The following is a 22,349-nucleotide window of genomic DNA, read 5'->3' as shown; positions in this document are numbered from 1 at the left end:
TCTCGGGCTTTCCTCCGGGCGCTTCCCTTCGGTCTTGCGTTTCCGACTCTATCAGATCCTTTCGGGCCTGATTCCCAGTCAGCGGGATTTGTCTTTCGGCCTCGCGGCCTTTCGACATTCACTACGTTAGCCGATTCCCCGCTCAACTCATAATCGAGTCTCTGCGTTCTCGAATTCGGGCATGCGGGCACGCCGAAATCGATCCCGCGAAGGGAATCTAGTAGGTAGTGGGTTGGCCGCTCCGGCTGCTGGCGATTGCCGTACCCGGTTCAGCGGCTCGGGCTACGTTACGCGCCTGTCCAGGGCGAGTCAACTTGAGCGGCGACGCGGTACATGGGCCCGATACGGGCTCACCGTGGGGTCGTTGGCGATCCAGTAGCGCCAGGGGTGGGTGTCACCGTTGCCGCCCTCGCCGGAGACTCCCGTGCGCGGTCCGTTCCGTACCTGGTCAGCGGGGACCGGGGTGCCCGTCAGCATCCTCAAAGGGGTCTCCCCCGCGGCGCACGCGTCCGTGCCGTCGAGGGCGCGGTCCACGCCCAGGGCGGTCGCCAGGCGGGCCGGGCCTTTGGCCAGTTCCTTGTCATTTCGGGCCGAGAGTCGACGTTTGCGGGCCAGCTCGGCGCCCTCGACGATCTCGCCGGCCCGGAGCAGCACGGCGCCGGCCCTGCCGTCGGGGCCGCACACCAGGTTCATGCAGTGCCACATGCCGTAGGTGAAGTAGACGTACACATGGCCGGGCGGGCCGAACATCACGCTGTTGCGGGGCGTGCGGCCGCGATAGGCATGGGAGCCGGGGTCGTTCTCACCGTCGTAGGCCTCCACCTCTGTGAGGCGGAGGGCGATCGGACCGTCGGGGGTGGTGCGTACGAGGATGCGGCCCAGGAGGTCGGGGGCCACTTCCAGGACGGGCCGGTCGAAGAAGCTCCTGGGGAGCGGCGTACGGTCGGGGGTCGCGATCACGCCGTCCGAGAGTAGTGCAGATGGGTGGTGGCCATGGGGTGGTCAGGGGCCCGTCCCCTTGCGAGGGTGAGGGCGCGGAACCGGCCAGGGCCGGATCGCGTTTGTAGGGATCAAAGGCAGTCGTAGAGGGAGAGTCATGGCGTTCAAGAAGCTGCTCGCGAGTCTGGGGGCCGGTGGCGCGTCGGTCGAGACGGTGCTGACCGAGGTCAACGTCGTTCCGGGCGGCGTCGTCCAGGGCGAGGTGCGGATCCAGGGCGGTTCCGTCAACCAGCAGATCGAGGGACTGTCGGTGGGCCTGCAGGCCAAGGTCGAGGTGGAGAGCGGCGACCAGGAGTACAAGCAGGACATCGAGTTCACCAAGGTGCGGCTCGGTGGCGCCTTCGAGCTCCAGGCGGGTGCCGTGCACGCGGTGCCGTTCGGCCTTGAGATCCCGTGGGAGACCCCGGTCACGATGATCGACGGTCAGCCGCTGCGCGGGATGAACATCGGTGTGTCCACCGAGCTGGAGATCGCTCGCGCGGTGGACTCCGGTGACCTGGACCCGATCAATGTGCACCCGCTGCCGGCGCAGAAGGCGATCCTGGACGCGTTCATCCAGCTGGGCTTCCGCTTCAAGAGCGCGGACATGGAGCGCGGCCACATCCGCGGTACGCGGCAGAAGCTGCCGTTCTACCAGGAGATCGAGTTCTTCCCGCCGCAGCAGTACCGGGGTCTGAACCAGGTCGAGCTGAGCTTCGTGGCCGATCAGAACGCCATGGACGTCGTGCTGGAGATGGACAAGAAGCCGGGTCTGTTCAGCGAGGGCAGTGACACCTTCCGCTCCTTCCAGGTGGGTCTGAACGACTACCAGGGCACCGACTGGGCGGCGTACCTCAACCAGTGGCTGTCCGAGGTCGGTTCCAAGCGCAACTGGTTCTAGGCTCGGAACCCACTGATCGATCCGACTCAGGAGGTACCGAGGTGACCGAGCTCAAGAGGCGGCCGCTCCCCCACGACTTCCATCCGCCCGTGCCGTCGTTCACGGTCACGAGTGAGGACGTCTCGGAGGGCGCGACCCTCAAGGAGGCTCAGGTCTACGCGGGCGGCAACACCTCGCCGCAGCTGCGGTGGGAGGGCTTCCCGCCGGAGACCAAGAGCTTCGCCGTGACCTGCTACGACCCGGACGCGCCCACGGGCAGCGGGTTCTGGCACTGGGTCGTGTTCGATATCCCGGCCTCGGTGACGGAGCTGTCGGCGGGTGCGGGCAGCGGCAAGTTCGAGGGGCTGCCCGAGGGCGCGGTGCAGGCGCGCAATGACTACGGGTCGAAGGACTTCGGTGGTGCGGCGCCGCCCGCGGGGGACGGGCCGCACCGCTATGTGTTCACGGTGTACGCCGTGGACCAGGAGAAGCTCGGTCCGGACTCGGACGCCTCGCCGGCGGTGGTCGGTTTCAATCTGCGGTTCCACACGCTGGCGCGCGCCCAGCTGATCGGTGAGTACGAGGTACCCGCCGAAGCCTGACGTTCTCGGAACGTTTGCCCGCCCCTGGTCTTGGAAGTGATCAGGGGCGGGCATTTTTTATTTCGTTGTCCATCTCGGCGCGCCCGGCCAGAGTTGATCCCAGCCCGCCACGGGGGTGGGCCGCTGCACACAGGAGGTGGGCTGGTCATGCGGGACACGCTGGTACTGAACGCGAGCTTCGAGCCGCTGTCGACGGTGACTGTGAACCGTGCCGTCGTTCTGGTGCTCCAGGACAAGGCCGTTGTCGAGCAGGCCCACCCCGAACTGCGCATGCGCGGAGCCGCGGTCGACATACCGGCGCCCCGGGTGATCAGGCTGTGCAGGTACGTACGGGTGCCGTTCCGAAGACAAGCGCCGTGGTCGCGGCGGGGTGTGCTGGTCAGGGACCGGCACAGGTGCGCGTACTGCGGTCGTAGGGCGACGACCGTGGACCACGTGGTGCCGCGGTCGCAGGGTGGTCAGGACTCCTGGCTGAATACGGTGGCCTCGTGCGCGGAGGACAACCACCGCAAGGCGAACCGGACTCCGGAGGAGGCGGGGATGCCGCTGCTCAGGCAGCCGTTCGAGCCGACTCCGGCGGACGCGATGCTGCTGTCGCTGGGGGTTGAGGAGTTCTCGGCGCTGCCTGACTGGTTGTCCCGGGACGCCGCGTAGCGCTCGCCGAACTGACAGTGGGGCCCGCCTTCTTGGGAAGGCGGGCCCCACTGTCGTAGTGCGCTGTCCGCTAGTCGATGCGGGGGTTCTCGCGCTTCTCGGCGCCGCTGCCGCCGGAGTTTCCGTTGCCGCCGCCCGAATTGCCGCCCAGAGGGCCGAAGTTGCCCATGGCGCCGGAGAGGCCCTTGAGGGCGTCGCCGATTTCGCTGGGGACGATCCAGAGCTTGTTGGCGTCGCCCTCGGCGATCTTCGGGAGCATCTGGAGGTACTGGTAGGAGAGGAGCTTCTGGTCCGGGTCGCCGGCGTGGATGGCCTCGAAGACCGTACGGACCGCCTGGGCCTCGCCCTCGGCGCGCAGGGCGGCGGCCTTGGCCTCACCCTCGGCGCGCAGGATCTGGGACTGCTTCTCACCTTCGGCGGTGAGGATGGCCGCCTGGCGCGTACCTTCGGCGGTGAGGATCGCAGCGCGCTTGTCTCGGTCGGCGCGCATCTGCTTCTCCATCGAGTCCTGGATGGAGGTGGGCGGTTCGATCGCCTTGAGCTCGACGCGGTTGACGCGGATGCCCCACTTGCCGGTCGCCTCGTCGAGGACGCCGCGCAGGGCCGCGTTGATCTCCTCGCGGGAGGTGAGGGTGCGCTCCAGGTCCATGCCGCCGATGATGTTGCGCAGGGTGGTGACGGTGAGCTGCTCGATCGCCTGGATGTAGCTGGCGACTTCGTAGGTGGCGGCGCGGGCGTCGGTCACCTGGTAGTAGATGACGGTGTCGATGTTCACGACCAGGTTGTCCTGGGTGATCACCGGCTGGGGCGGGAAGGGCACGACCTGTTCGCGCAGGTCGATGCGGTTGCGGATGGTGTCGATGAACGGGACCACGATGTTGAGGCCTGCGTTGAGGGTCCTCGTGTAGCGGCCGAATCGTTCGACGATGGCCGCGCTCGCCTGCGGGATGACCTGAATCGTCTTGATCAGGGCGATGAAGACCAACACCACCAGAATGATCAGGACGATGATGACCGGTTCCATCGTCGTTCCCCGTACCCCTTCTCCGCTGCGGCAACTTCGGCAGATCTTATGCTTGTTGAAGATCTTGCCGATTGAGTCTGACAGACCGTTGTGTGCGTCGTGGGGTCTTCCCCCAGTTCCGTATCGAGCGAGGTCACATGACGATCGCGGTGGCCCCCTCGATGTCCACCACGTCGACTTCCTGACCCACTTCGTAGGCCTGCCCGCTGTCGAGAGCGCGGGCGGACCAGACCTCCCCGGCCAGTTTGATCCGGCCTCCCGAGGAGTCCACGCGTTCCAGGACGACCGCCTGTTTGCCCTTCAACGCGTCGACCCCGGACACCAGTTGGGGCCGCTGGGCGCGGTGCCGGGCGGCGAGGGGGCGGACGGCGAAGATCAGGGCGACCGAGACGGCCACGAAGACGAGGACCTGGGCGACCACTCCGCCGCCGAGTCCGGCGACGCCCGCGGCGGCCACCGCGCCGACGGCGAGCATGCCGAGTTCGGGCATCGCGGTGATCACGAGCGGGATTCCGAGCGCGGCCGCGCCGATGAGCCACCACACCCATGCGTCGATGTCGTTCACATGGTCATGGTAGGACCGCACAACCTGCCTGGGACAGGGCGCACTTCGGGTGCGTCAGCTCAAAGGCAGGCCCTGGGCGGTCCAGCGGTCGCCGACCTGCTCGACGACGAGGGGGAGGCCGAAGCACAGGGAGAGGTTGCGGGAGGTGAGTTCCAGCTCCAGCGGGCCCGCGGCGAGGACCTTGCCCTGGCGGATCATCAGGACGTGGGTGAAGCCGGGGGCGATCTCCTCGACGTGGTGCGTGACCATGATCATCGACGGGGCGATGGGGTCGCGGGCGAGGCGGCCGAGGCGACGGACCAGGTCCTCGCGGCCGCCGAGGTCGAGGCCGGCGGCGGGCTCGTCGAGGAGGAGCAGCTCGGGGTCGGTCATCAGGGCGCGGGCGATGAGGGTGCGCTTGCGCTCGCCCTCGGAGAGGGTGCCGAACTTGCGGTCGAGGAACTCGCTCATGCCGAGCCGGTCGAGGAAGGCGCGGGCGCGCTGCTCGTCGACGTCCTCGTACTCCTCCTGCCAGGCGGCGGTCATGCCGTAGGCGGCGGTGAGCACGGTCTGCAGGACGGTCTGGCTCTTGGGGAGCTTGTCGGCCATGGCGATGCCGGCCATGCCGATGCGCGGGCGCAGTTCGAAGACGTCGACCTTGCCGAGGGTGTCGCCGAGGATGGTGGCGGTGCCCTTGCTGGGGAAGAGGTAGCTGGACGCGATGTTCAGGAGGGTGGTCTTGCCGGCGCCGTTGGGGCCGAGGATGACCCAGCGCTCGCCCTCCTTGACCGACCAGGAGACCTGGTCCACCAGAGCCCGGCCCTCACGGATCACGGATACGTCCTGAAGCTCCAGAACATCGCTCATGAGCGCGTTGTCTCCCCTTGCAGTGTGACCGGTCTCGGCGTCGTCGGTGGTCCGTGCGCCGACGGGCGCACCCCTCAACGAAATCTACGCCACCGGTCCACCGCTTCATTCCATCGGTACGGTCCTTAGGGTGGAGGCATGCTCTTGGAACCGCGTTCAGGACGCCTCGCCGCTTGGGGAAACGCCCTTTTGGCCGGACTTGTCTCTCCGGATGACTCGGTGCTCGCGATCGTCGGCGAGGACGCCGTGCACCGGGTGGAGGGGCTGCCGGGTGAATCGGGGCCGGTGGGGCTGACCCTGGCGCTCGGGCGGCTGCGGTCGCTCGGGGTGACCGGGTTGCGGGTGGCGCTGCCCGCGCCGGGGCATCCGCTGGGGCTGAGCGGGCCGCCGGAGTTCAACGCGCGGGCGCTGGAGGCGGAGGAGGCCGTCGTCTGCCAGGGTGCCGCGTTCGGGCTGGTGCCGGAGGTGTACGCGGCCGGGCCCGAGGGCGATGAGCATGTCGAGGTGGTCTGGCATGTGCTGCCGGTGCGGGAGGCGCCGCCCGCGGATGTGCCCTCGCTCGGAGAGGCGGAGCGGGAACTGGCGGAGGCGCTGCGGGAGGCGACCGAGGTGCTGTCCCGACTGGATGTGGCGGGGTCGGGACCGGTGGCCGAGGCGGCGATCGACGCGTACCGTGCGCGGGCGGAGCGGGGCCGGGAGGTGCTGGCGCCGGGATATCCGCCGCGTGCGGTGCGGGTGCTGGAGCTGGCGCAGCGGGTGGGGATGCTGGTGGAGCTGGCGTCCGAGAACGGGCACGGGGCCGCGGTGACGTCCGGTGAGATGGCGGCGCGGGCCGAGGCGCTGCGGCCGGTGGAGCGGACGGCGCGGCGGGCGCAGGTGGCGGCGTACAACGCGTATGTGGAGGAGCGGGAGCGGGGGGTTCGCTGACCTCCGGATCCGGGACGGCACCGGCCTCCCGGATCGCGCCGGGAGGCCGGTGGGCGTGTGAGGGCCTGGGTCAGTGGTTGAGGCCCAGGTTGCCGAAGGCGGGGTTCAGGACACCGATGACGTTGACGCTGTTGCCCACCGCGTTGACCGGGACGTGGACCGGCGCCTGGATGAGGTTGCCCGAGACGACGCCCGGGGAGCCCACGGCGTTGCCGTCGGCGTGGGCGTCGGTGGCGGAGGCCATACCGGCACCGGCGGCGATCAGACCGCCGGCCATCATCGTCACGGCCGCTGCCTTCTTCAGGTTCTTCACTTTCTGAGCCCTCCCTAGTGGCTGCCGCTGCGTTCGCCGCGGCACGCACTGGAGAACGGGCGAGGCCTGAAGAGGATGCGCCGTCCGGGGGACATTCCCACGACAGTATGAATCTCGGTCCGGAGCGGAACCCTCCGTGTTGCCGCGCGTTCCGCTCCTATCCGGCCACACCGTGCCGTACCGCCCATAGCGCGGCCTGGGTGCGGTCCGCGAGGTCGAGTTTCATCAGGATGTTCGACACGTGGGTCTTGACCGTCTTCTCGGACAGGACGAGGGCGCGGGCGATCTCGCGGTTGGAGCGGCCGTCGGCTATCAGGCCGAGCACCTCGCGCTCCCGTTCGGTGAGCGACCCGGCTCTGCCCTGGCCGGGGCCGTTGTCCTCCTGGGACAGCAGCGCGCCCGCGACCTCGGGCTGGAGCAGGATGTGCCCGGCGTGGACGGAGCGGATGGCACCGGCCAGGGCGTCGGGGTCGACGTCCTTGTAGACGTAGCCGGCGGCGCCCGCGCGCAGGGCCGGGATCACGGTGCGCTGCTCGGTGAAGCTGGTGACGATGAGCACGCGCGTGGGGTTGTTCAGCTCGCGGAGCTTGCGCAGGGCCTCGACACCGTCCATGCCTGGCATCTTGACGTCCATCAGGACGACGTCCGGTTTCAGCTCCTCCGCGCGGGCGACGCCCTCGGCGCCGTCGGCCGCCTCGCCCACGACCTCGATGTCGTCCTGGACTTCCAGAAACGTGCGCAGGCCCCGGCGGACGACCTGGTGGTCGTCGACGAGCAGCACCTTGATTGGGTCAGCCACCGGGGACCTCCATCTCGATCGTGGTGCCCTTGCCGGGCGCCGATTCCACGGTCAGTGTGCCGCCGACGCCACTGGCCCGGTCCCGCATGGAGACCAGGCCCAGGTGGCGTCCGGCGCGGCGCACGGTCTGCGGGTCGAAGCCCCGGCCGTCGTCGGTGACCCGCAGGACCGCTCCGGCGCCCCGGCGGTCGAGGGTGACCTCGACGGTGTCGGCGCCGGAGTGGCGCAGGGCGTTGTGGAGGGCTTCCTGGGCGACGCGCAGGACGGCTTCCTCCTGAGAGGCGGGCAGGGCCCGTATGCCCCGGCCGTCGAAGGTGACGCGCGCGCTGTGGGCGCGGTCGAGGACCTGGACGTGGGTGCGCAGGGTGGCGACCAGGCCGTCCTCGTCGAGGGCGGCGGGGCGCAGCTCGACCACGGCGGCGCGCAGCTCGTCGGCGGCCTCGGCGGCGAGGGCGGCGACCTGCTGGAGCTCGCCCTTGGCGCGGGACGGGTCGCGGTCGACGAGACGGGCGGCGGCCTGGGCGGTCAGGCGCAGGGAGAACAGCTTCTGGCTGACCGCGTCGTGCAGTTCGTGGGCGAGGCGGGAGCGTTCCTCGGCGATGGTCAGCTCGCGGCTGCGTTCGTAGAGGCGGGCGTTGGTGAGGGCGATGGCGGCGTGCTGGGCGAGGATGCCGAGCAGTTCCTCGTCCTGCTCGGTGAAGCCGCAGGTGCCTTCCGGTTTGGGGCAGTTCTTGTTGGCCAGGAACAGGGCGCCGATGATCTCGTCGCCGTCGCGGATGGGCAGGCCGAGGAAGTCGGACATCTCGGGGTGGGCGGACGGCCAGCCCTCGAAGCGGGGGTCCTTGCGGACGTCGGCGAGCCGCTCGGGGCGGGCCTGGTGGAGCATCGCGGCGAGGATGCCGTGCTGGCGCGGGAGGGGGCCGATGGCCTTCCACTGCTCGTCGCTGACGCCGTCGACCACGAACTGGGCGAAGCCGCCGTGGTCGTCCGGGACGCCGAGGGCGGCGTACTGCGCGTCCAGCAGCTCCCGCGCGGAGGCGACGATCGTCTTGAGGACGTCGCGCACCTCCAGATGCCTGCTCATGGCGAGCAGGGCGGAGCTGACCGCGGCCAGACCGGTTCCCGGACCTTGATTCATGTCCTCACCGTACCGGCGGGGTGTGACGCCGCGGATCGGTCGCGTGACCAGCGCCTCCTAGGCCCGTGGGCCTAGGGCTGAGGTCCCCCGGCGCCGGACCCCCGTCAAAGGGACCCGGCGATCAGCGACCTGCGTCGGAGGCGGGCCGGGCGGTGCCGTTCCTACGTTGAGGCCACATCGAGTCTGAGGAGACTGTCATGCCGGTGGCGATCATCACGGGGGCCTCGAAGGGGCTGGGGCGGGCGCTGGCCGAGGGGCTGGCGGCGCGCGGCTGGGACCTGGTGCTGGACGCGCGCACGGAGCGGGTGCTGAAGGAGGCCGCGGCGGCGGTGTCCGCGCACGGCACGCGTGTGGAGGCGCTGTCCGGGGATGTCACGGACGCCGGGCACCGGGCCGCGCTGGTGGCGGCCGCGTGGAAGCTGGGCGGGGTGGATCTGCTGGTGCACAACGCGAGCGCGCTGGGCGCGGAGCCGCTGGTACGTCTTGAGGAGCTTCCGCTGAAGGGGCTGCGGTGGGCGCTGGAGGTGAACACGGTGGCCGCGCTGGGCCTGGTCCAGGAGGCGCTGCCGCTGTTGCGGGCGGCGTCGGCGCCCGCTGTGGTGGCCGTCTCCTCGGACGCGGCGGCGGAGGCGTACGGCACGTGGGGCGGGTACGGCGCCTCCAAGGCGGCCCTGGACCAGCTGGCGGCGGTGCTGGCCGTGGAGGAGCCGGGGCTGCGGGTGTGGGCGGTGGACCCCGGGGACATGGCGACGGACCTGTACGCGTCCGCCGTACCGGACGACGACGATCCGCGTCCGGCGCCGGGGACCGTGGTGCCGGGGTTCCTGCGGCTCCTGGACGAGCGGCCCGCGAGTGGGCGGTACTCCGCGCCGGCGCTGCTGGAGGGGGCGCGGTGACGCTGACGGTACGGGTGCCCGAGGAACTGTCGGCGCGGGTTCCGGTGGAGCAGCGGGGGCCGGGGCTGGCCCGGGACTCCGTACGCCTGCTGGTGTCGCGGGGGACGCGGGTGGCCCATCACGCGTTCCGGGACCTGCCCGCACTGCTGCGGCCCGGGGACCTCCTGGTGGTGAACACCTCTCCTACCCTCCCCGCCGCCGTGGACGGTTCGATCGGCCACGCGCGCGTGGTGGTCCACTTCTCCACGCGCGGGGAGGACGGCCGCTGGGCGGTGGAACTGCGCGAGCCTGACGGCAACGGCACCACGCGCCCGCGCGCTGGAGGTCCCGCGGGGGCGGTGGTGCGGCTGCCCGGCGGCCTGCGGCTGGTACTGGAGGAGCCGCTCGGCGCGGGGAGCGGGCGGTTGTGGTGGGCGCGGGCGAGGACGGGGGGTGAGCGGGGCGGGGCGTTCGGCGCGTCTTCGCCAGGCCGGGCCGGTGAGGTCGACCGATCGGGGCGGGCCGGTGGGGACGACCGATCGGGCCGGGCCAGTGGGGACGACCGATCGGGCCGGGCCAGTGGGGACGACCGATCGGGCGGGGCCAGTGGGGACGGCCGATCGGGCCGGCCTGCGCGGCCGAGCGAGCCGCCTCAGGAGTCCCTGCCGCCCGGGGCCGGTCCGCCCGGCAGGCCCTGCGGCCCGAGCAGTGGTCCGGGCAGCGGTCCAGGCAGCGGCCCGAGCAGCGGTCCGGGGGAGGCGTACCCGATGCCCGGAGCCGGCGCGCCGGGAGCGGGTCGGCTGCCCGGGCCGGGGCGGACGAACGGGCCAGGACAGTCGGACGAGCCGGAGCAGGCGGACAGGCCGGGACAGACGGACGGACCGAAACAGACGGACAGGCCGGGGCGGCTGGCCGGGTCGGCGCCGTCCTCCCCGCACGGTGCCGACCCCGTAGTCCGGATGCTGCGTGGGCACGGGCGGGCCATTCGGTACTCCTATACCGAGCGGGACCAGGCCCTGGCCGCGTATCAGACCGTGTTCGCGCTGGATACGCCCGACGGGGCGGGGAGTGCGGAGATGCCGAGTGCGGCTCGGCCCTTCACCGGGCGCGTGGTCGCGGAGCTGGTGAGTCGGGGGGTGCAGTTCGCGCCGGTCACCTTGCATACGGGGGTGGCTTCCGGGGAGGCGCACGAGGCGCCGTATGCGGAGCGGTTCGCGGTGCCGGAGGTCTCCGCGCGGGTGATCAATGCGGTGCGCGCCGGGGACGGGCGGGTGATCGCCGTGGGCACGACCGCCGTGCGGGCCGTGGAGTCGGCCGTCGGCGCGGACGGCGTCGTACGGGCGTGTGCGGGGTGGACGGATCTCGTGGTGACCCCCGAGCGAGGGGTGCGGGTCGTGGACGGGCTGCTGACCGGGCTGCACGAGCCGGAGGCCTCGCATCTGCTGATGCTGGAGGCGGTGGCGGGGCGGGCGGCCGTCAGCCGTGGGTACGAGGAGGCCGTACGCGGGCGGTACCTGTGGCACGAGTTCGGGGATCTGCATCTCCTCCTCCCGGCGGACAACCCTCACACAGCGCATTGCTCCAGCAACTGAAGGTGAGACGGCAGGGGTGTCGATGTGAGGCCGCGCATAGGGTCCACATCACGTACGAACGGACATAGGAGATAAAGAACCCCTATGTGAGCGGGAAAGACCTTCCTGTCTGTCCCGATTTGCCCTCTCCTGCACTACTACCGGGGGTCGTACATCACACCTTTGCCTGGGCATTTTGCGGCCGCTAAGAATTGCTCTCGTCGCTCAGCGCCGCGGGTTCCCCCCGCGGCGTTTGTGCCGGAAGCACCCGTGTCCCCCGCCGGACAGCGAGCGACCTCCGCGCTATTCGAAGAGGTCCCCCTGCCATGCCCAAGAACACCTTCACCGCTGGTCGCCGTTCGCTGACCAAGCAGCACAAGATCGCGATCTCCGGTGTCGCAGCGCTCGGCGCCGCCGCCATCGCCTTCTCGGCGGTTCCGGGCAATGCGCAGACCACGACCACCGCCGAGCCCGCCGCCGCCAAGGTCGCCTACAGCACCGAGCAGATCAAGGACGTCAAGGCGAGCGTCACCGACCAGCTCGCGAGCGCCAGCCTCAAGGCCGAGGCCGTCGCGGCCAAGAAGAAGGCCGCCGCCGAGGCCGCCGCGAAGGCCGCCGCGAAGAAGAAGGCCGAGGCCGCGAAGAAGGCCGCGGCCCAGGCCGCCGCCAAGAAGAAGGCCGAGGCCGCGCGCAAGGCGAAGGCGGCCGCGAGCCGCTCCGCCGCCCGCCCCGCGGCCAAGCCGGTCGTGAAGAAGAGCTACGCGAACAACCTCGACGGCTGGATCAAGGAAGCCCTCGACATCATGGACAAGCACAACATTCCGGGCACCTACAACGGTCTGTACCGGAACATCATCCGTGAGTCCTCGGGCAACCCCAACGCCATCAACAACTGGGACATCAACGCCCAGAACGGCGTTCCGTCCATCGGCCTGCTCCAGGTCATCAAGCCCACCTTCGACGCGTACCACGTCCCCGGCACCGCCTGGAGCCAGTACGACCCGGTCGCCAACCTGACCGCCGCCGCCAACTACGCGGCCGACCGGTACGGCTCGATCGACAACGTCAACAGCGCGTACTGAGGTCGGCGCGGACCTCGTACGAACGCCGAAGGGCGGCACCTCCTGACGGGTGCCGCCCTTCGGGGTCGTACGGGCCTTACTTGCGCATGACCTCCGGCTCGTGCCGGCGCAGGAAGCGGGCCACCAGGAACCCGCAGAGCACGCCGATCGCGATCAGGGCGATCATGTCCATGCTGTAGGCGCCGACCGTGTGCTCCCACAGCGGGTCGGTGTCGCCCTTCTCCTTGGGCGGGCTGATGTTGTTGAAGTCCAGCGTGGCGCCCGCGGCGGCCACCGCCCAGCGGGACGGCATCAGGTACGAGAACTCGTTGACGCCGATGTTGCCGTGCAGGATGAACAGGCAGCCGGTGAAGACGACCTGGACGATCGCGAACATCACCAGCAGCGGCATGGTCTTCTCGGCGGTCTTCACCAGCGAGGAGATGACCAGGCCGAACATCATCGAGGTGAAGCCCAGGCCCATGATCGGGATGGACATCTCCAGCAGTACCGCGGTCTTGCCCTCGCCGAGGAGCAGCGCCTCGTCCGGGATGGTCCGGCTGGAGAAGCCGATGACGCCGACCATCAGGCCCTGGAGCACGGTGATGGCGCCGAGCACGATCACCTTGGACATCAGGTACGCCGAGCGGGACAAGCCGGTGGCCCGCTCCCGTTCGTAGATCACCCGTTCCTTGATCAGCTCACGGACGGAGTTCGCCGCGCCCGCGAAACAGGCGCCGACCGCGAGGATCAGCAGGACCGTGGTCGCCGTGCCGTTCGGCACCGGCAGGCCCGTCTGCGGGTTCACCGGGCGGACCAGCAGGTCCTTGTCCGGGTCGATCAGCAGGCTGACCGCGCCGAGCACGGCCGGCAGGATCACCGTGAGCGCCAGGAAGCCCTTGTCGGAGGCGATCACCGACACATAGCGCCGGATCAGGGTCATCAGCTGCGAGCCCCAGCCCTGCGGCTTGGGCGGGCGCATCGCCTGCATCGGCGGCATCTGTACGGACTGCGGGGCGATCGCGTCGATGTCCGCGGCGTACATCTGGTAGTGCTGCGAGCCCTTCCAGCGGCCGGCCCAGTCGTAGTCGCGGTAGTTCTCGAAGGCGGAGAAGACATCGGCCCAGGTGTCGTAGCCGAAGAAGTTCAGCGCCTCCTCCGGGGGTCCGAAGTAGGCCACCGCGCCGCCGGGCGCCATCACCAGGAGCTTGTCGCACAGCGCCAGCTCGGCCACCGAGTGGGTGACGACCAGGACCGTGCGGCCGTCGTCGGCGAGGCCGCGCAGCAGCTGCATGACATCGCGGTCCATGCCCGGGTCGAGGCCGGAGGTCGGCTCGTCCAGGAAGATCAGCGACGGCTTGGTGAGCAGCTCCAGGGCCACCGAGACGCGCTTGCGCTGGCCGCCGGAGAGGGAGGTGACCTTCTTCTCCTTGTGGATGTCCAGCTTCAGCTCGCGCAGCACCTCGTCTATGCGCGCCTCGCGCTCGGCCGCCGTGGTGTCGGCGGGGAAGCGCAGCTTGGCCGCGTACTTGAGGGCCTTCTTGACGGTCAGCTCCTTGTGCAGGATGTCGTCCTGCGGGACCAGACCGATGCGCTGGCGCAGCTCGGCGAACTGCTTGTAGAGGTTGCGGTTGTCGTAGAGGACGTCGCCCTGGTTGGCGGGGCGGTAGCCGGTGAGCGCCTTGAGCAGGGTCGACTTGCCGGAGCCGGACGGGCCGATGACCGCGACCAGGGACTTCTCCGGGACGCCGAAGGAGACGTCCTTGAGGATCTGCTTGCCGCCGTCGACCGTGACGGTCAGGTGGCGGGCCGAGAAGGAGACCTCACCGGTGTCGACGAACTCCTCAAGGCGGTCGCCGACGATCCGGAACGTGGAGTGACCGACGCCGACGATGTCGGTGGGGCCGAGCAGCTGCGCGCCGCCCTTGGGGATCGGCTGGCCGTTGACGTACGTGCCGTTGTGCGAGCCGAGGTCGCGGATCTCCATGCGGCCGTCGGGCGTCGAGTGGAACTCGGCGTGGTGCCGGGAGACCTGGAGGTCGGAGACCACGAGGTCGTTCTCCAGGGCACGGCCGATGCGCATCACGCGGCCGACGGAGAACTGGTGGAACGTGGTCGGGCTGCGGTCGCCGTAGACCGGCGGCGCCCCCGCGCCGACGCCGGGGCCCTGCTGCTGCGGGATACCGGGCGCGGCCTGCTGCGGCTGGGGCTGCTGCCAGCCGGGCTGCGGGGCCTGCTGCTGCGGTGCGGGCTGGCCCCAGCCCGGGTTCGCGCCCTGCGCGGCGTACGGCTGCTGCTGGGGCTGGGCGACCGGGGCCGCCGAGCCGGACAGGGTCAGCCGTGGTCCGTCGGTCGCGTTGCCCAGGTGCACGGTCGAGCCGGGGCCGAGCTCCAGGTGGTGGATGCGCTGCCCCGCCGCGAACGTGCCGTTGGTGGAGCCGTGGTCCTCGATGGACCAACTCCGGCCGCTCCAGCTGATCGTGGCGTGCCGCCAGGAGACCCTGGCGTCGTCCAGCACGATGTCACCCTGCGGATCACGACCGAGGGTGTATGTCCTGGACGGGTCGAGCGTCCAGGTTTGTCCATTCAATTCCAGTACGAGTTCCGGCACTCCATGCCCCACTGAGTAGTCCCCCGAGTAACGCCCCATCACAGGGAGTCTAGGGATGTCGAACATCGTCGGGAACTATTTCAGGCTCGCCCCCCTGACCGAAAGTCGGGCCTTGTAAAGACCACGCGCACACGCGTCGACTGGTTCCGTTGACGGGGTTGAAACCGGCCCGGAGAGTGGTAATCCACGCGAGGGGGACATGCGCGGCCAGTCGCCGCCTTGCGGATCGGGGGGTCTGCCGATGAGTGCGTCCGGGAGCGTCGAGCGTACGAGGGTGCCGTGGGCGGACGTTGTGCTGTCCGCGGTCGCCGCGGTGAGCTGGGCCCTGATCGGTATGGCGGGTACCGCCGCGCTGGGTCTGCATCTGCTGGAGGCGGACGCGGCCGGCTCACTGGGCCCGATGACTGCGGCTGTTGTGGCGCTCGGGGCGGGTGGTTCCGTCACACCTTCCGGCGATGTCTCCGCGTTCGGGCTGACAGGGGCGGAGGCGACGACCGCCATCGAGATCACGCCACTGGGCGTGAGCCTGGTCGGCGCCCTGCTGCTGTCGTGGTTCTTCCTACGCTCCCTGCGCGCGGCCGGTGTTGCGATCAGCCCGTCCGAACTCCTCGCGCGGGCGGGCGCGGTGGTGGCGCTGTTCGTGGCGATGCTCGGCGGGCTCGCCTGGGCGGGTCACGATGTGATCACCTTCGACGGCGGCGCGCTCGGACTGGACGATCTGCCCGGCGGCGGGGGCGGCGTCGAGATCCCGGGGCTCGGTGACGTCGGGGACATCGGGGGGCTGCTGCCGGACCGGATCGGGGATCTGGTCGACGCGGAGGCGGCGGTCGGGTTCACCGTCGACACGGCGGCCACGCTGCTCGGTGGTCTGTGCTGGTCGGCCGGGGTCCTGCTGATCGCGCTGCTGGCCTCGCGCCGTGCTCCCCTGCCGGCCGACTGGGCGGCCCTGGGCCACGTGGTCCGGCCCGCCGTGTCCGCGCTCGTCGGCGTGCTGCTGATGGCGGTCCTGGCCGGGTGGGCGGCGGCGGTGTACGCGCTGATCGGCGACGACAACCCGAAGCGGATCGCGGGCGCGGCGCTGCTGGGGGCGCCGAACGGGGTGTGGCTGGGCATCCCGATCGGTCTGTTCGTCCCGTGGGACGGGGAGGCGAGCGGCCCGCTGGCCCAGTTCCTGCCCGACCCGGTGGACGACCTGCTGGTGGACTCCGACCGCGCGCTGACGCTGGGGCGGCTGGCCGAGCTGGACGGCCGGGTGTGGCTGCTCGGGGTGGCGGCGGCGATGGCGATGCTGCTGGCGGGCGTCCTGACGGCGGTACGCACCCCGGTGGAGACCGGCACCTTGGGCTTCGTGGGCCGCTGCGCGGTGCGCCTGGGCGTGGTGACCGCCCTGGCCCTGCCCCTGCTGGCCTGGCTGACGGAGGTCTCGGTCGACGCCTCCCTGGCGGTCTTCGGCATCGACGCCTTCGACGCCGGCATCGAACTCCACGGCCGCCTCGGCATGGCCCTCCTGGTGGGGGCCCTGTGGGGCGCGGCGGCGGGCGGCGCGGGGGCGCTGCTGGCGCGGGCCACGGGGGCGGCGGGGCGGCGGGCACCGGGTGCCGTTGCCAGTCCCGAGGGCGCCCCTCCGCCCCGGGTCGCCACGGGCCCCTACGCGCCGGGTACGCCGTACCGCCCCCCGAACCCCGACACGAACCCGTACCTCCAGGTCCCGGAGGACCTGCGCGAGCCGGAGGACACCCGCCCGCCGACCACCGACGACGTCTACGGCGCCCCCACGATGATCAAACCCGTAACCCCGCCCCCACGCCGCTCCCCCCGCCCACGGCCGGGCCGGGGCCTGCCGAAGAGCGGCCCGGGAGAGGGCCCCCCTCCACCCCCTCCCCCGCCGCCGGCGGCGCCACGGGGGCCCAAGGGGCGGGGCTGAGGGGCAGGACGCAGGTTCCCCGGCCCATGTGGGCGCCGACGGCCTGCGGGGCTGCGGGCGCCGGTCCCGGCACATCGGAAGGGCGAGCGGGGCGGCGGCTACGGAGTGCAGATCCCGGCTGCGATCACGGCAAAGCCCGCCCACCGGGACCCCCGCCATCGCGGCAGCCCGCGGCACGTCGGGGCGCGGCTCGCCGGAAGGGCGAGCGGGACTGCGGCCACGAAACGCAGACCCCGGAGCGGACCACGACAAAGCCCGCCCACTCGGTCCCAGCGGGCCGGGCTGAAGGGCAGGACGCACGGCTCCCGGCCCGTGCGGGCGGCGACGTCCCACAGGGCTACGGACACCGGCCCCGGCTCGCCGGAAGGGCGAGCGGGGCGGCGGCTACGGAGTGCAGATCCCGGAGGGGATCGCGGCAAGGCCTGCCCACTGGGGGCCCCGGTTATCGCGGCAGCCCGCGGGTCGTCGGGGCGTGGCGCGTCGGAGGGGACAAAGGGCCGTAACCGCACAGGCGGGACCTTCGGCCGGGGTCCGGCGGTGCGGCACGCTGCATCGCCGGGCCGGCACCCAGTGCCGTCGCCCGCCCGCCCATCGCCGCCAACCGCGCCTCCCGACCGCGCGGTCGCGGCTCGCCGAACGGGCATCGGACGGAAGGGCCGATGTCTCCCGCGCGCCACGCGCGCCCTCAGGCCCCGGTGGACGGGCCGCACCGCTGCTCCCGCCCGTCGGCTGCGAGACGACCCGTGCTCCTGCCACCGGGGCTTGAGGCGCCACGTATACGGCCCTCGGACGGGGCGAGGTGCGCCGGGGTGATGTCCGTCAGGCGGACCGCGGGCGCGGTAGGCACGGGGTGCCGGATACGGTGGAGGCACCATGAGCGCTTTGCAGACCTCTGACGTTCCCACGCTTCTCGTCAAGATCTTCGGGAAGGACAGGCCGGGCATCACGGCCGGGCTGTTCGACACCCTTGCCGCCTACTCCGTCGACGTGGTCGACATCGAGCAGGTCGTCACCCGTGGCCGGATCGTGCTGTGCGCGTTGGTGACCGAGCCGCCGCGCGGGACGGAAGGGGATCTGCGGGCCACCGTCCACAGTTGGGCGGAGTCGATGAAGATGCAGGCCGAGATCATCTCCGGCCTGGGCGACAACCGTCCGCGCGGCCTCGGCCGTTCGCTGGTCACGGTGCTCGGGCATCCGCTCACCGCGGAGGCCACCGCCGCCATCGCCGCGAAGATCACCAACGCGGGCGCCAACATCGACCGTATCTTCCGGCTTGCGAAGTACCCGGTGACCGCCGTCGAGTTCGCGGTCTCCGGTGTGGAGACCGAGCCCCTGCGCACGGCGCTGGTGACGGACGCCGCGAAGCTCGGTGTCGATGTCGCGGTCGTCGCGGCCGGTCTGCACCGGCGGGCCCAGCGCCTGGTCGTCATGGACGTGGACTCCACGCTTATCCAGGACGAAGTCATCGAGCTGTTCGCCGCGCACGCCGGGTGCGAGGACAAGGTCGCCGAGGTGACCACCGCGGCGATGCGCGGGGAGCTGGACTTCGAGCAGTCGCTGCACGCGCGCGTGGCGCTCCTCAAGGGCCTGGACGCCTCCGTCGTGGACAAGGTGCGCAGCGAGGTCCGGCTGACCCCGGGCGCGCGGACCCTGATCCGTACGCTGAAGCGGCTCGGGTATCAAGTGGGTGTCGTCTCGGGCGGGTTCACGCAGGTCACCGATGACCTCCAGGAGCGGCTGGGGCTCGACTTCGCCCAGGCCAACACCCTGGAGATCGTCGACGGCAGGCTCACCGGCCGGGTCACCGGCGAGATCGTGGACCGCGCGGGCAAGGCGCGGCTGCTGCGCCGGTTCGCCGCCGAGGCGGGTGTCCCGCTGTCGCAGACGGTGGCGATCGGCGACGGCGCCAACGACCTGGACATGCTGAACGCGGCCGGTCTCGGTGTCGCCTTCAACGCGAAGCCGGTGGTCCGGGAGGCCGCGCACACCGCGGTGAACGTGCCCTTCCTCGACACGGTCCTGTATCTGCTGGGCGTCACCCGCGAAGAGGTCGAGGCCGCGGACACCCACGACGAGAGCTGATCCCGCGCGCACGGAGAACGTGCACGGTGAATGCGGACGGAGAAGGGGCCCGGCAGCGCGCCGGGCCCCTTTGAGCTGTCACGTTTCACATGCGGGGGTCACTCCGAGGGAGCCCAGTAGTCGACCAGCCTGGCCACTCCGGGCTCCAGGGACTTCCAGGAGCCCTCGTGGGTCAGCAGAGCGAAGGCGGCGGCGGGGAAGCCACGGCGGTTGAGCCGCTCCCGCGCGTCGCTCTCGGACTCGCCGGAGAGGATGTCGGTGAGGCCGTGGATGCCGGGGTTGTGACCGATCAGCACGAGGTCGTGGACGTCGTCGGGGGTCTCGTTGAGCACGGCGATCAGCTCGCCGGGCGAGGCCTCGTAGATCCGCTCCTCGTAGACGGTTTTCGGCCGGTGCGGAAACTCGTGGACGGCGAGCTTCCAGGTCTCTCGGGTTCGGGTCGCGGTGGAACACAGTGCCAGGTCGAAGGAGATTCCGGTGTCGGCGATCCTGCGGCCGGCGACAGCGGCGTCCATGCGCCCCCGTTCGGCGAGCGGCCGCTCATGGTCGGACACCTGGGGCCAGTCGGCTTTCGCATGCCGGAAGAGGACAATCCTGCGGGGTTCTGCGACGCTCATGCCTCCCAGCTTCGCATGAAACAGGCCACGGGGCGCAGGTAGTTGACCAGCGGCCGCACGGCTGCTCAGCGCGCCATCAGCCGCTGTACGCGCTCCAGCACCTCGGTGATCGCCGGGTCGGCCCCGGCGGCATGGGCCTCACCCGGCTCCAGTATCAGCACCAGGAGGGTGACGAAGGCGAGCACCGGCAGGGCGAACGCCCACCACGGCAGCCGGATGTCGACGCCGCCCCGGGGTGCCGAGGAAGGCGGGGTGTGCGTAGGGGCCGACATGGGTGCCTCCGCGTCTTCGAGTGGGCCGGTGGTCCGCGATCGCGGCCATGACTCGAAGGTACGGACTCGGCGAGCCCCAACCCATCCGGTGATCCACCCAGTTGACCCTGAGCCTCACCCCCTAGGGGATGGTGGTGCTAGCCCCACCATCGGCCGGACGTGGGCAGACAGGAGGCCGCTGTCGGCAGATGGCAGACGGCTGTCAGTGAACGGCAGACGGCTGTCAGTGAACGGCAGACGGCTGTCAGTGAACGGCAGACGGCGGTCAGGGCGACGCGATCGTCGCGATGACGCCGATGATCACGAAGATGGTGAGGAACGCGCCGAAGACGAGCAGCAGCTTCTTCTGGCCGTTCTGGGGGTTCGGGTCGAGCACGGGCATGGAGCCAGTCTCGCACCCCGCGCCGCCGGGCGGCCCGCCGGGGTGACGGCTGCCCGTGCCCCGCCGAAGGCGCCGTCTACCGCGCCGCCTCTTCCTCCACCGTCCGGTCGCGCCCCGCCAGCACCCCCACCGCCATCTGCGGGATCATCAGCGCCGTCATCAGGGCGATCGGCAGCCCCCAGCCGCCGCTGTGCTGGTAGAGCACGCCCACCAGGAGCGGGCCGGGGATGGAGATCAGATACCCGGTGCTCTGCGCGAACGCGGACAGCTGGGCGACCCCGGCGCCGGTCCTGGCCCGCATTCCGACCATGGTCAGGGCCAGCGGGAAGGCGCAGTTGGAGACGCCGAGCAGGACCGCCCAGGCCCAGGCTCCGGCGGCGGGCGCGAAGTACAGGCCCGCGTAGCCGATCAGGCCGCAGGCGCCGAGCACGAGGACGATGGGGCCCTGCCGGGGCAGGCGGGTGGCCACGCGCGGGATGACGAAGGCGAGCGGCACTCCCATCACCATGGTCACGGCCAGCAGCACTCCGGCGGTGCCCGCGGGCACGCCCGCGTCCCGGAAGATCTGCGCCATCCAGCCCATGGCGATGTAGGCGCCGGTGGCCTGGAGCCCGAAGAACACGGCGAGCGCCCAGGCGGTACGGCTCCGGGTGATCCGCAGCGCGGGCGCCGCCTCACGCGCGTGCCCCGTCTCCCGCGGCTCCCCCCGCTCCCGCGCGGGCCGCTCGGAGGGCTCCGCCCGCCGGTCCCGTACGAAGGGCAGCCACGGCAGTACGGCCGCCGCGGCCAGGGCCGCCCACACCGCGAGCCCGGTCTGCCAGTTCCCGCCGAGCGCGTCCGTGACCGGCACGGTGACCGCCGCCGCGGTCGAGGTGCCGAGGGCCAGGGCCATCGAGTACAGGCCGGTCATGGAGCCGACGCGGTCGGGGAACCAGCGCTTGACGATGACCGGCATCAGCACGTTGCTGACCGCGATGCCCATCAGGGCGAGGGCGGTGGCGGCCAGGAAGGCGGGCGTACTGCCCGCGTAGGGGCGGATCAGCAGCCCGGCGGTGATGGCGGCCATGCCCGCGCAGACGACCGCGCCGGGGCCGAAGCGGCGGGCGAGCCGGGGTGCCATGACGCCGAAGACGGCGAAGCACAGCGGCGGCACGGAGGTGAGCACCCCGGCGACGCTGCCGCTCATGCCGAGGCCGGTGCGGACCTCTTCCAGGAGGGCGCCGAGGCTGGTGATGGCGGGGCGCAGGTTCAGCGCCGCCAGCACGATGCCGAGGACGAGCAGCCGCGTCCGCCACGCGCGCGTGCCGGACGTGCGGGATCCGTCGGCCGTCGTGGCCCGGGCGGGTGCCGCCGCGGGGCGGGTGTCGTCGGCCGTCCGGGTCGCCTCCGTCGTGGTCTCTTCGCATGCCATGGACCCCATCATAGAATCATGGGATGAATGCTTGTCCATGCCCCGGCTTCGCCGGGCGGCCCGTCCCGTGCGAAGGTGTGCCATGCCCCTGAGCCCGCAACGCCGTGCGGCACTGTCCGAGCAGGTCATCGCCGCGCTACGGAACCAGATCACCTCCGGCGAGTGGCCGGTCGGCTCGCGCATCCCCACCGAGCCGGAGCTGGTCGAGCAGCTGGGCGTGGCCCGCAACACGATCCGCGAGGCCGTCCGCGCGCTCGCCCACAACGGCCTGCTGGACATCCGCCAGGGCTCGGGCACGTACGTCGTGGCCACGAGTGAGCTGGCCGGAGTGATGCACCGCCGCTTCGCCGACGCCGACCCCCGGCACATCGCCGAACTGCGCTCCACGCTGGAGTCGGGCGCCGCGAAGCTGGCCGCCGAACGGCGCACCGAGAAGGACCTCAAACAGCTCGACGCGCTCCTGGTCCGCCGGGAGGAGGCATGGGCCTCCGGCGACAAGGAGGCGTTCGTGACGGCCGACGCCACCTTCCACATGGCGGTGGTGGCCGCCTCCCACAACCAGGCCATGACGGCGATGTACGCGGACCTGGGCGAGGTGCTGCGGGACTGGCTGCGCGAGGACGTGGGCGAGGAGCTGACGCCGGAGACGTACATGGACCACGCCCGGCTGGTCGACGCCATCCGCGCGGGCGACGCGGCGACGGCCGCCGAGGAGGCCGCGAGCTATCCCTTCCAGTGCCGCCCGGGGAGCTTCAAGGGCTGACGGGACGGTTCACGCCCGCTGACGGCCAACGGCTGACGGCTGACGGCTGACGGC

21 protein-coding genes and 2 pseudogenes are annotated in these 22,349 nt (G+C 71.3%); 11 read left to right on the top strand and 12 right to left on the bottom strand.

From position 1 onward, the window contains the following. Positions 1–309: 309 nt before the first annotated feature. Positions 310–960, bottom strand: a complete 651-nt coding sequence (locus ACZ7L7_RS13240) for a DNA-3-methyladenine glycosylase (protein ID WP_285515539.1) — start codon at positions 958–960, stop codon at positions 310–312. Positions 961–1,096: 136 nt separating this feature from the next. On the opposite strand from ACZ7L7_RS13240, the gene ACZ7L7_RS13235 reads away from it, so the two are divergent. The 3 genes from ACZ7L7_RS13235 to ACZ7L7_RS13225 all read left to right on the top strand — a co-directional run bounded on the left by ACZ7L7_RS13235 (position 1,097) and on the right by ACZ7L7_RS13225 (position 3,114). Next, positions 1,097–1,879 carry a sporulation protein gene (locus tag ACZ7L7_RS13235; RefSeq protein ID WP_285515538.1) on the top strand — a complete coding sequence of 261 codons (783 nt, stop codon included), beginning with the start codon at positions 1,097–1,099 and terminating at the stop codon, positions 1,877–1,879. Between the two features lie 41 nt (positions 1,880–1,920). Beyond that, positions 1,921–2,460, top strand: coding sequence for a YbhB/YbcL family Raf kinase inhibitor-like protein (locus tag ACZ7L7_RS13230; RefSeq protein WP_285515537.1), 540 nt, complete (start codon positions 1,921–1,923; stop codon positions 2,458–2,460). 147 nt (positions 2,461–2,607) lie between these two features. Further along, the gene (locus ACZ7L7_RS13225) at positions 2,608–3,114 is read left to right on the top strand and encodes an HNH endonuclease (RefSeq protein WP_093724725.1); all 507 of its coding nucleotides are present in this window, start codon (positions 2,608–2,610) and stop codon (positions 3,112–3,114) included. A gap of 70 nt (positions 3,115–3,184) precedes the next feature. Here the strand turns inward: ACZ7L7_RS13225 and ACZ7L7_RS13220 are convergent, their stop codons facing one another. From ACZ7L7_RS13220 to ACZ7L7_RS13210, 3 genes are all read right to left on the bottom strand, one after another. Further along, positions 3,185–4,138, bottom strand: coding sequence for an SPFH domain-containing protein (locus tag ACZ7L7_RS13220; protein WP_453601251.1), 954 nt, complete (start codon positions 4,136–4,138; stop codon positions 3,185–3,187). Positions 4,139–4,271: 133 nt separating this feature from the next. Beyond that, positions 4,272–4,703, bottom strand: a complete 432-nt coding sequence (locus ACZ7L7_RS13215) for an NfeD family protein (protein WP_285515535.1) — start codon at positions 4,701–4,703, stop codon at positions 4,272–4,274. A gap of 54 nt (positions 4,704–4,757) precedes the next feature. Then, the gene (locus ACZ7L7_RS13210) at positions 4,758–5,549 is read right to left on the bottom strand and encodes an ABC transporter ATP-binding protein (RefSeq protein WP_285515534.1); all 792 of its coding nucleotides are present in this window, start codon (positions 5,547–5,549) and stop codon (positions 4,758–4,760) included. Between the two features lie 138 nt (positions 5,550–5,687). Here ACZ7L7_RS13210 and ACZ7L7_RS13205 point away from each other — a divergent pair, with 138 nt between their 5' ends. Beyond that, positions 5,688–6,476, top strand: coding sequence for a hypothetical protein (locus ACZ7L7_RS13205; protein WP_285515533.1), 789 nt, complete (start codon positions 5,688–5,690; stop codon positions 6,474–6,476). A 70-nt stretch (positions 6,477–6,546) separates the two neighbouring features. Here the strand turns inward: ACZ7L7_RS13205 and chpE are convergent, their stop codons facing one another. The 3 genes from chpE to ACZ7L7_RS13190 form a co-directional block, all read right to left on the bottom strand. Next, entirely contained in the window at positions 6,547–6,789 is a 243-nt protein-coding gene (gene chpE / locus ACZ7L7_RS13200) for a chaplin ChpE (protein WP_285515532.1), read from the bottom strand. 157 nt (positions 6,790–6,946) lie between these two features. Continuing rightward, complete coding sequence (locus ACZ7L7_RS13195; protein WP_471592448.1) at positions 6,947–7,588, bottom strand: response regulator; 642 nt, start codon at positions 7,586–7,588, stop codon at positions 6,947–6,949. Further along, on the bottom strand, positions 7,581–8,726 hold the full coding sequence (locus tag ACZ7L7_RS13190; RefSeq protein WP_285515530.1) for a GAF domain-containing sensor histidine kinase: 1,146 nt from the start codon (positions 8,724–8,726) through the stop codon (positions 7,581–7,583). The genes ACZ7L7_RS13195 and ACZ7L7_RS13190 overlap by 8 nt, the downstream gene beginning before the upstream one ends. A gap of 197 nt (positions 8,727–8,923) precedes the next feature. Here ACZ7L7_RS13190 and ACZ7L7_RS13185 point away from each other — a divergent pair, with 197 nt between their 5' ends. From ACZ7L7_RS13185 to ACZ7L7_RS13170, 4 genes and pseudogenes are all read left to right on the top strand, one after another. Beyond that, positions 8,924–9,622 (top strand): SDR family NAD(P)-dependent oxidoreductase, encoded by a 699-nt coding sequence (locus tag ACZ7L7_RS13185; protein WP_453601239.1) that lies wholly within the window; start codon positions 8,924–8,926, stop codon positions 9,620–9,622. After that, positions 9,619–10,056: pseudogene (locus ACZ7L7_RS13180) on the top strand (S-adenosylmethionine:tRNA ribosyltransferase-isomerase); the annotation flags it as partial. The gene ACZ7L7_RS13185 and the pseudogene ACZ7L7_RS13180, both read left to right, overlap by 4 nt. A gap of 495 nt (positions 10,057–10,551) precedes the next feature. Beyond that, positions 10,552–11,193, top strand: a pseudogene (locus tag ACZ7L7_RS13175) (S-adenosylmethionine:tRNA ribosyltransferase-isomerase); the annotation flags it as partial. A gap of 305 nt (positions 11,194–11,498) precedes the next feature. Further along, a complete protein-coding gene (locus ACZ7L7_RS13170; protein ID WP_285515527.1) occupies positions 11,499–12,254 on the top strand; it encodes a transglycosylase SLT domain-containing protein in 756 nt (251 codons plus the stop codon). A 76-nt stretch (positions 12,255–12,330) separates the two neighbouring features. Here ACZ7L7_RS13170 and ACZ7L7_RS13165 read toward each other — a convergent pair whose 3' ends face one another. Beyond that, positions 12,331–14,844, bottom strand: coding sequence for an ABC transporter ATP-binding protein/permease (locus ACZ7L7_RS13165; RefSeq protein ID WP_472075816.1), 2,514 nt, complete (start codon positions 14,842–14,844; stop codon positions 12,331–12,333). Positions 14,845–15,085: 241 nt separating this feature from the next. Between ACZ7L7_RS13165 and ACZ7L7_RS13160 the strand changes: the two genes are divergently transcribed. Both ACZ7L7_RS13160 and serB read left to right on the top strand, forming a co-directional pair. Further along, positions 15,086–16,768, top strand: coding sequence for a streptophobe family protein (locus tag ACZ7L7_RS13160; protein ID WP_472075804.1), 1,683 nt, complete (start codon positions 15,086–15,088; stop codon positions 16,766–16,768). 873 nt (positions 16,769–17,641) lie between these two features. Next, positions 17,642–18,850 (top strand): phosphoserine phosphatase SerB, encoded by a 1,209-nt coding sequence (gene serB / locus ACZ7L7_RS13155; RefSeq protein ID WP_453601231.1) that lies wholly within the window; start codon positions 17,642–17,644, stop codon positions 18,848–18,850. Positions 18,851–18,948: 98 nt separating this feature from the next. Here serB and ACZ7L7_RS13150 read toward each other — a convergent pair whose 3' ends face one another. The 4 genes from ACZ7L7_RS13150 to ACZ7L7_RS13135 all read right to left on the bottom strand — a co-directional run bounded on the left by ACZ7L7_RS13150 (position 18,949) and on the right by ACZ7L7_RS13135 (position 21,532). After that, on the bottom strand, positions 18,949–19,467 hold the full coding sequence (locus ACZ7L7_RS13150; protein ID WP_285515524.1) for a SixA phosphatase family protein: 519 nt from the start codon (positions 19,465–19,467) through the stop codon (positions 18,949–18,951). A 65-nt stretch (positions 19,468–19,532) separates the two neighbouring features. Beyond that, positions 19,533–19,739 carry a hypothetical protein gene (locus ACZ7L7_RS13145; RefSeq protein ID WP_285515523.1) on the bottom strand — a complete coding sequence of 69 codons (207 nt, stop codon included), beginning with the start codon at positions 19,737–19,739 and terminating at the stop codon, positions 19,533–19,535. Positions 19,740–20,004: 265 nt separating this feature from the next. Then, the gene (locus tag ACZ7L7_RS13140) at positions 20,005–20,121 is read right to left on the bottom strand and encodes an SGM_5486 family transporter-associated protein (RefSeq protein ID WP_471428411.1); all 117 of its coding nucleotides are present in this window, start codon (positions 20,119–20,121) and stop codon (positions 20,005–20,007) included. Positions 20,122–20,197: 76 nt separating this feature from the next. Continuing rightward, positions 20,198–21,532 carry a CynX/NimT family MFS transporter gene (locus tag ACZ7L7_RS13135; RefSeq protein ID WP_453601224.1) on the bottom strand — a complete coding sequence of 445 codons (1,335 nt, stop codon included), beginning with the start codon at positions 21,530–21,532 and terminating at the stop codon, positions 20,198–20,200. 82 nt (positions 21,533–21,614) lie between these two features. Here ACZ7L7_RS13135 and ACZ7L7_RS13130 point away from each other — a divergent pair, with 82 nt between their 5' ends. Beyond that, positions 21,615–22,295, top strand: coding sequence for a FadR/GntR family transcriptional regulator (locus ACZ7L7_RS13130; RefSeq protein ID WP_285515521.1), 681 nt, complete (start codon positions 21,615–21,617; stop codon positions 22,293–22,295). The last annotated feature ends 54 nt before the right edge of the window (positions 22,296–22,349 follow it).

The organism is Streptomyces sp. NPDC110618 (assembly GCF_055657065.1).
The sequence above is the reverse complement of the archived record's forward strand: the minus strand, read 5'-3'. Positions and strand labels throughout refer to the sequence as shown.

Excerpts from the sequence above, each read along its gene's own strand:
- ACZ7L7_RS13235 (WP_285515538.1), top strand. The coding sequence starts at position 1,097 with ATGGCGTTCAAGAAGCTGCTCGCGAGTCTGGGGGCCGGTGGCGCGTCG.
- ACZ7L7_RS13225 (WP_093724725.1), top strand. The coding sequence starts at position 2,608 with ATGCGGGACACGCTGGTACTGAACGCGAGCTTCGAGCCGCTGTCGACG.
- ACZ7L7_RS13220 (WP_453601251.1), bottom strand. The coding sequence starts at position 4,138 with ATGGAACCGGTCATCATCGTCCTGATCATTCTGGTGGTGTTGGTCTTC.
- ACZ7L7_RS13210 (WP_285515534.1), bottom strand. The coding sequence starts at position 5,549 with ATGAGCGATGTTCTGGAGCTTCAGGACGTATCCGTGATCCGTGAGGGC.
- ACZ7L7_RS13205 (WP_285515533.1), top strand. The coding sequence starts at position 5,688 with ATGCTCTTGGAACCGCGTTCAGGACGCCTCGCCGCTTGGGGAAACGCC.
- ACZ7L7_RS13190 (WP_285515530.1), bottom strand. The coding sequence starts at position 8,726 with ATGAATCAAGGTCCGGGAACCGGTCTGGCCGCGGTCAGCTCCGCCCTG.
- ACZ7L7_RS13185 (WP_453601239.1), top strand. The coding sequence starts at position 8,924 with ATGCCGGTGGCGATCATCACGGGGGCCTCGAAGGGGCTGGGGCGGGCG.
- ACZ7L7_RS13170 (WP_285515527.1), top strand. The coding sequence starts at position 11,499 with ATGCCCAAGAACACCTTCACCGCTGGTCGCCGTTCGCTGACCAAGCAG.
- ACZ7L7_RS13160 (WP_472075804.1), top strand. The coding sequence starts at position 15,086 with ATGAGTGCGTCCGGGAGCGTCGAGCGTACGAGGGTGCCGTGGGCGGAC.
- serB (WP_453601231.1), top strand. The coding sequence starts at position 17,642 with ATGAGCGCTTTGCAGACCTCTGACGTTCCCACGCTTCTCGTCAAGATC.
- ACZ7L7_RS13150 (WP_285515524.1), bottom strand. The coding sequence starts at position 19,467 with ATGAGCGTCGCAGAACCCCGCAGGATTGTCCTCTTCCGGCATGCGAAA.
- ACZ7L7_RS13145 (WP_285515523.1), bottom strand. The coding sequence starts at position 19,739 with ATGTCGGCCCCTACGCACACCCCGCCTTCCTCGGCACCCCGGGGCGGC.
- ACZ7L7_RS13140 (WP_471428411.1), bottom strand. The coding sequence starts at position 20,121 with ATGCCCGTGCTCGACCCGAACCCCCAGAACGGCCAGAAGAAGCTGCTG.
- ACZ7L7_RS13135 (WP_453601224.1), bottom strand. The coding sequence starts at position 21,532 with ATGGCATGCGAAGAGACCACGACGGAGGCGACCCGGACGGCCGACGAC.
- ACZ7L7_RS13130 (WP_285515521.1), top strand. The coding sequence starts at position 21,615 with ATGCCCCTGAGCCCGCAACGCCGTGCGGCACTGTCCGAGCAGGTCATC.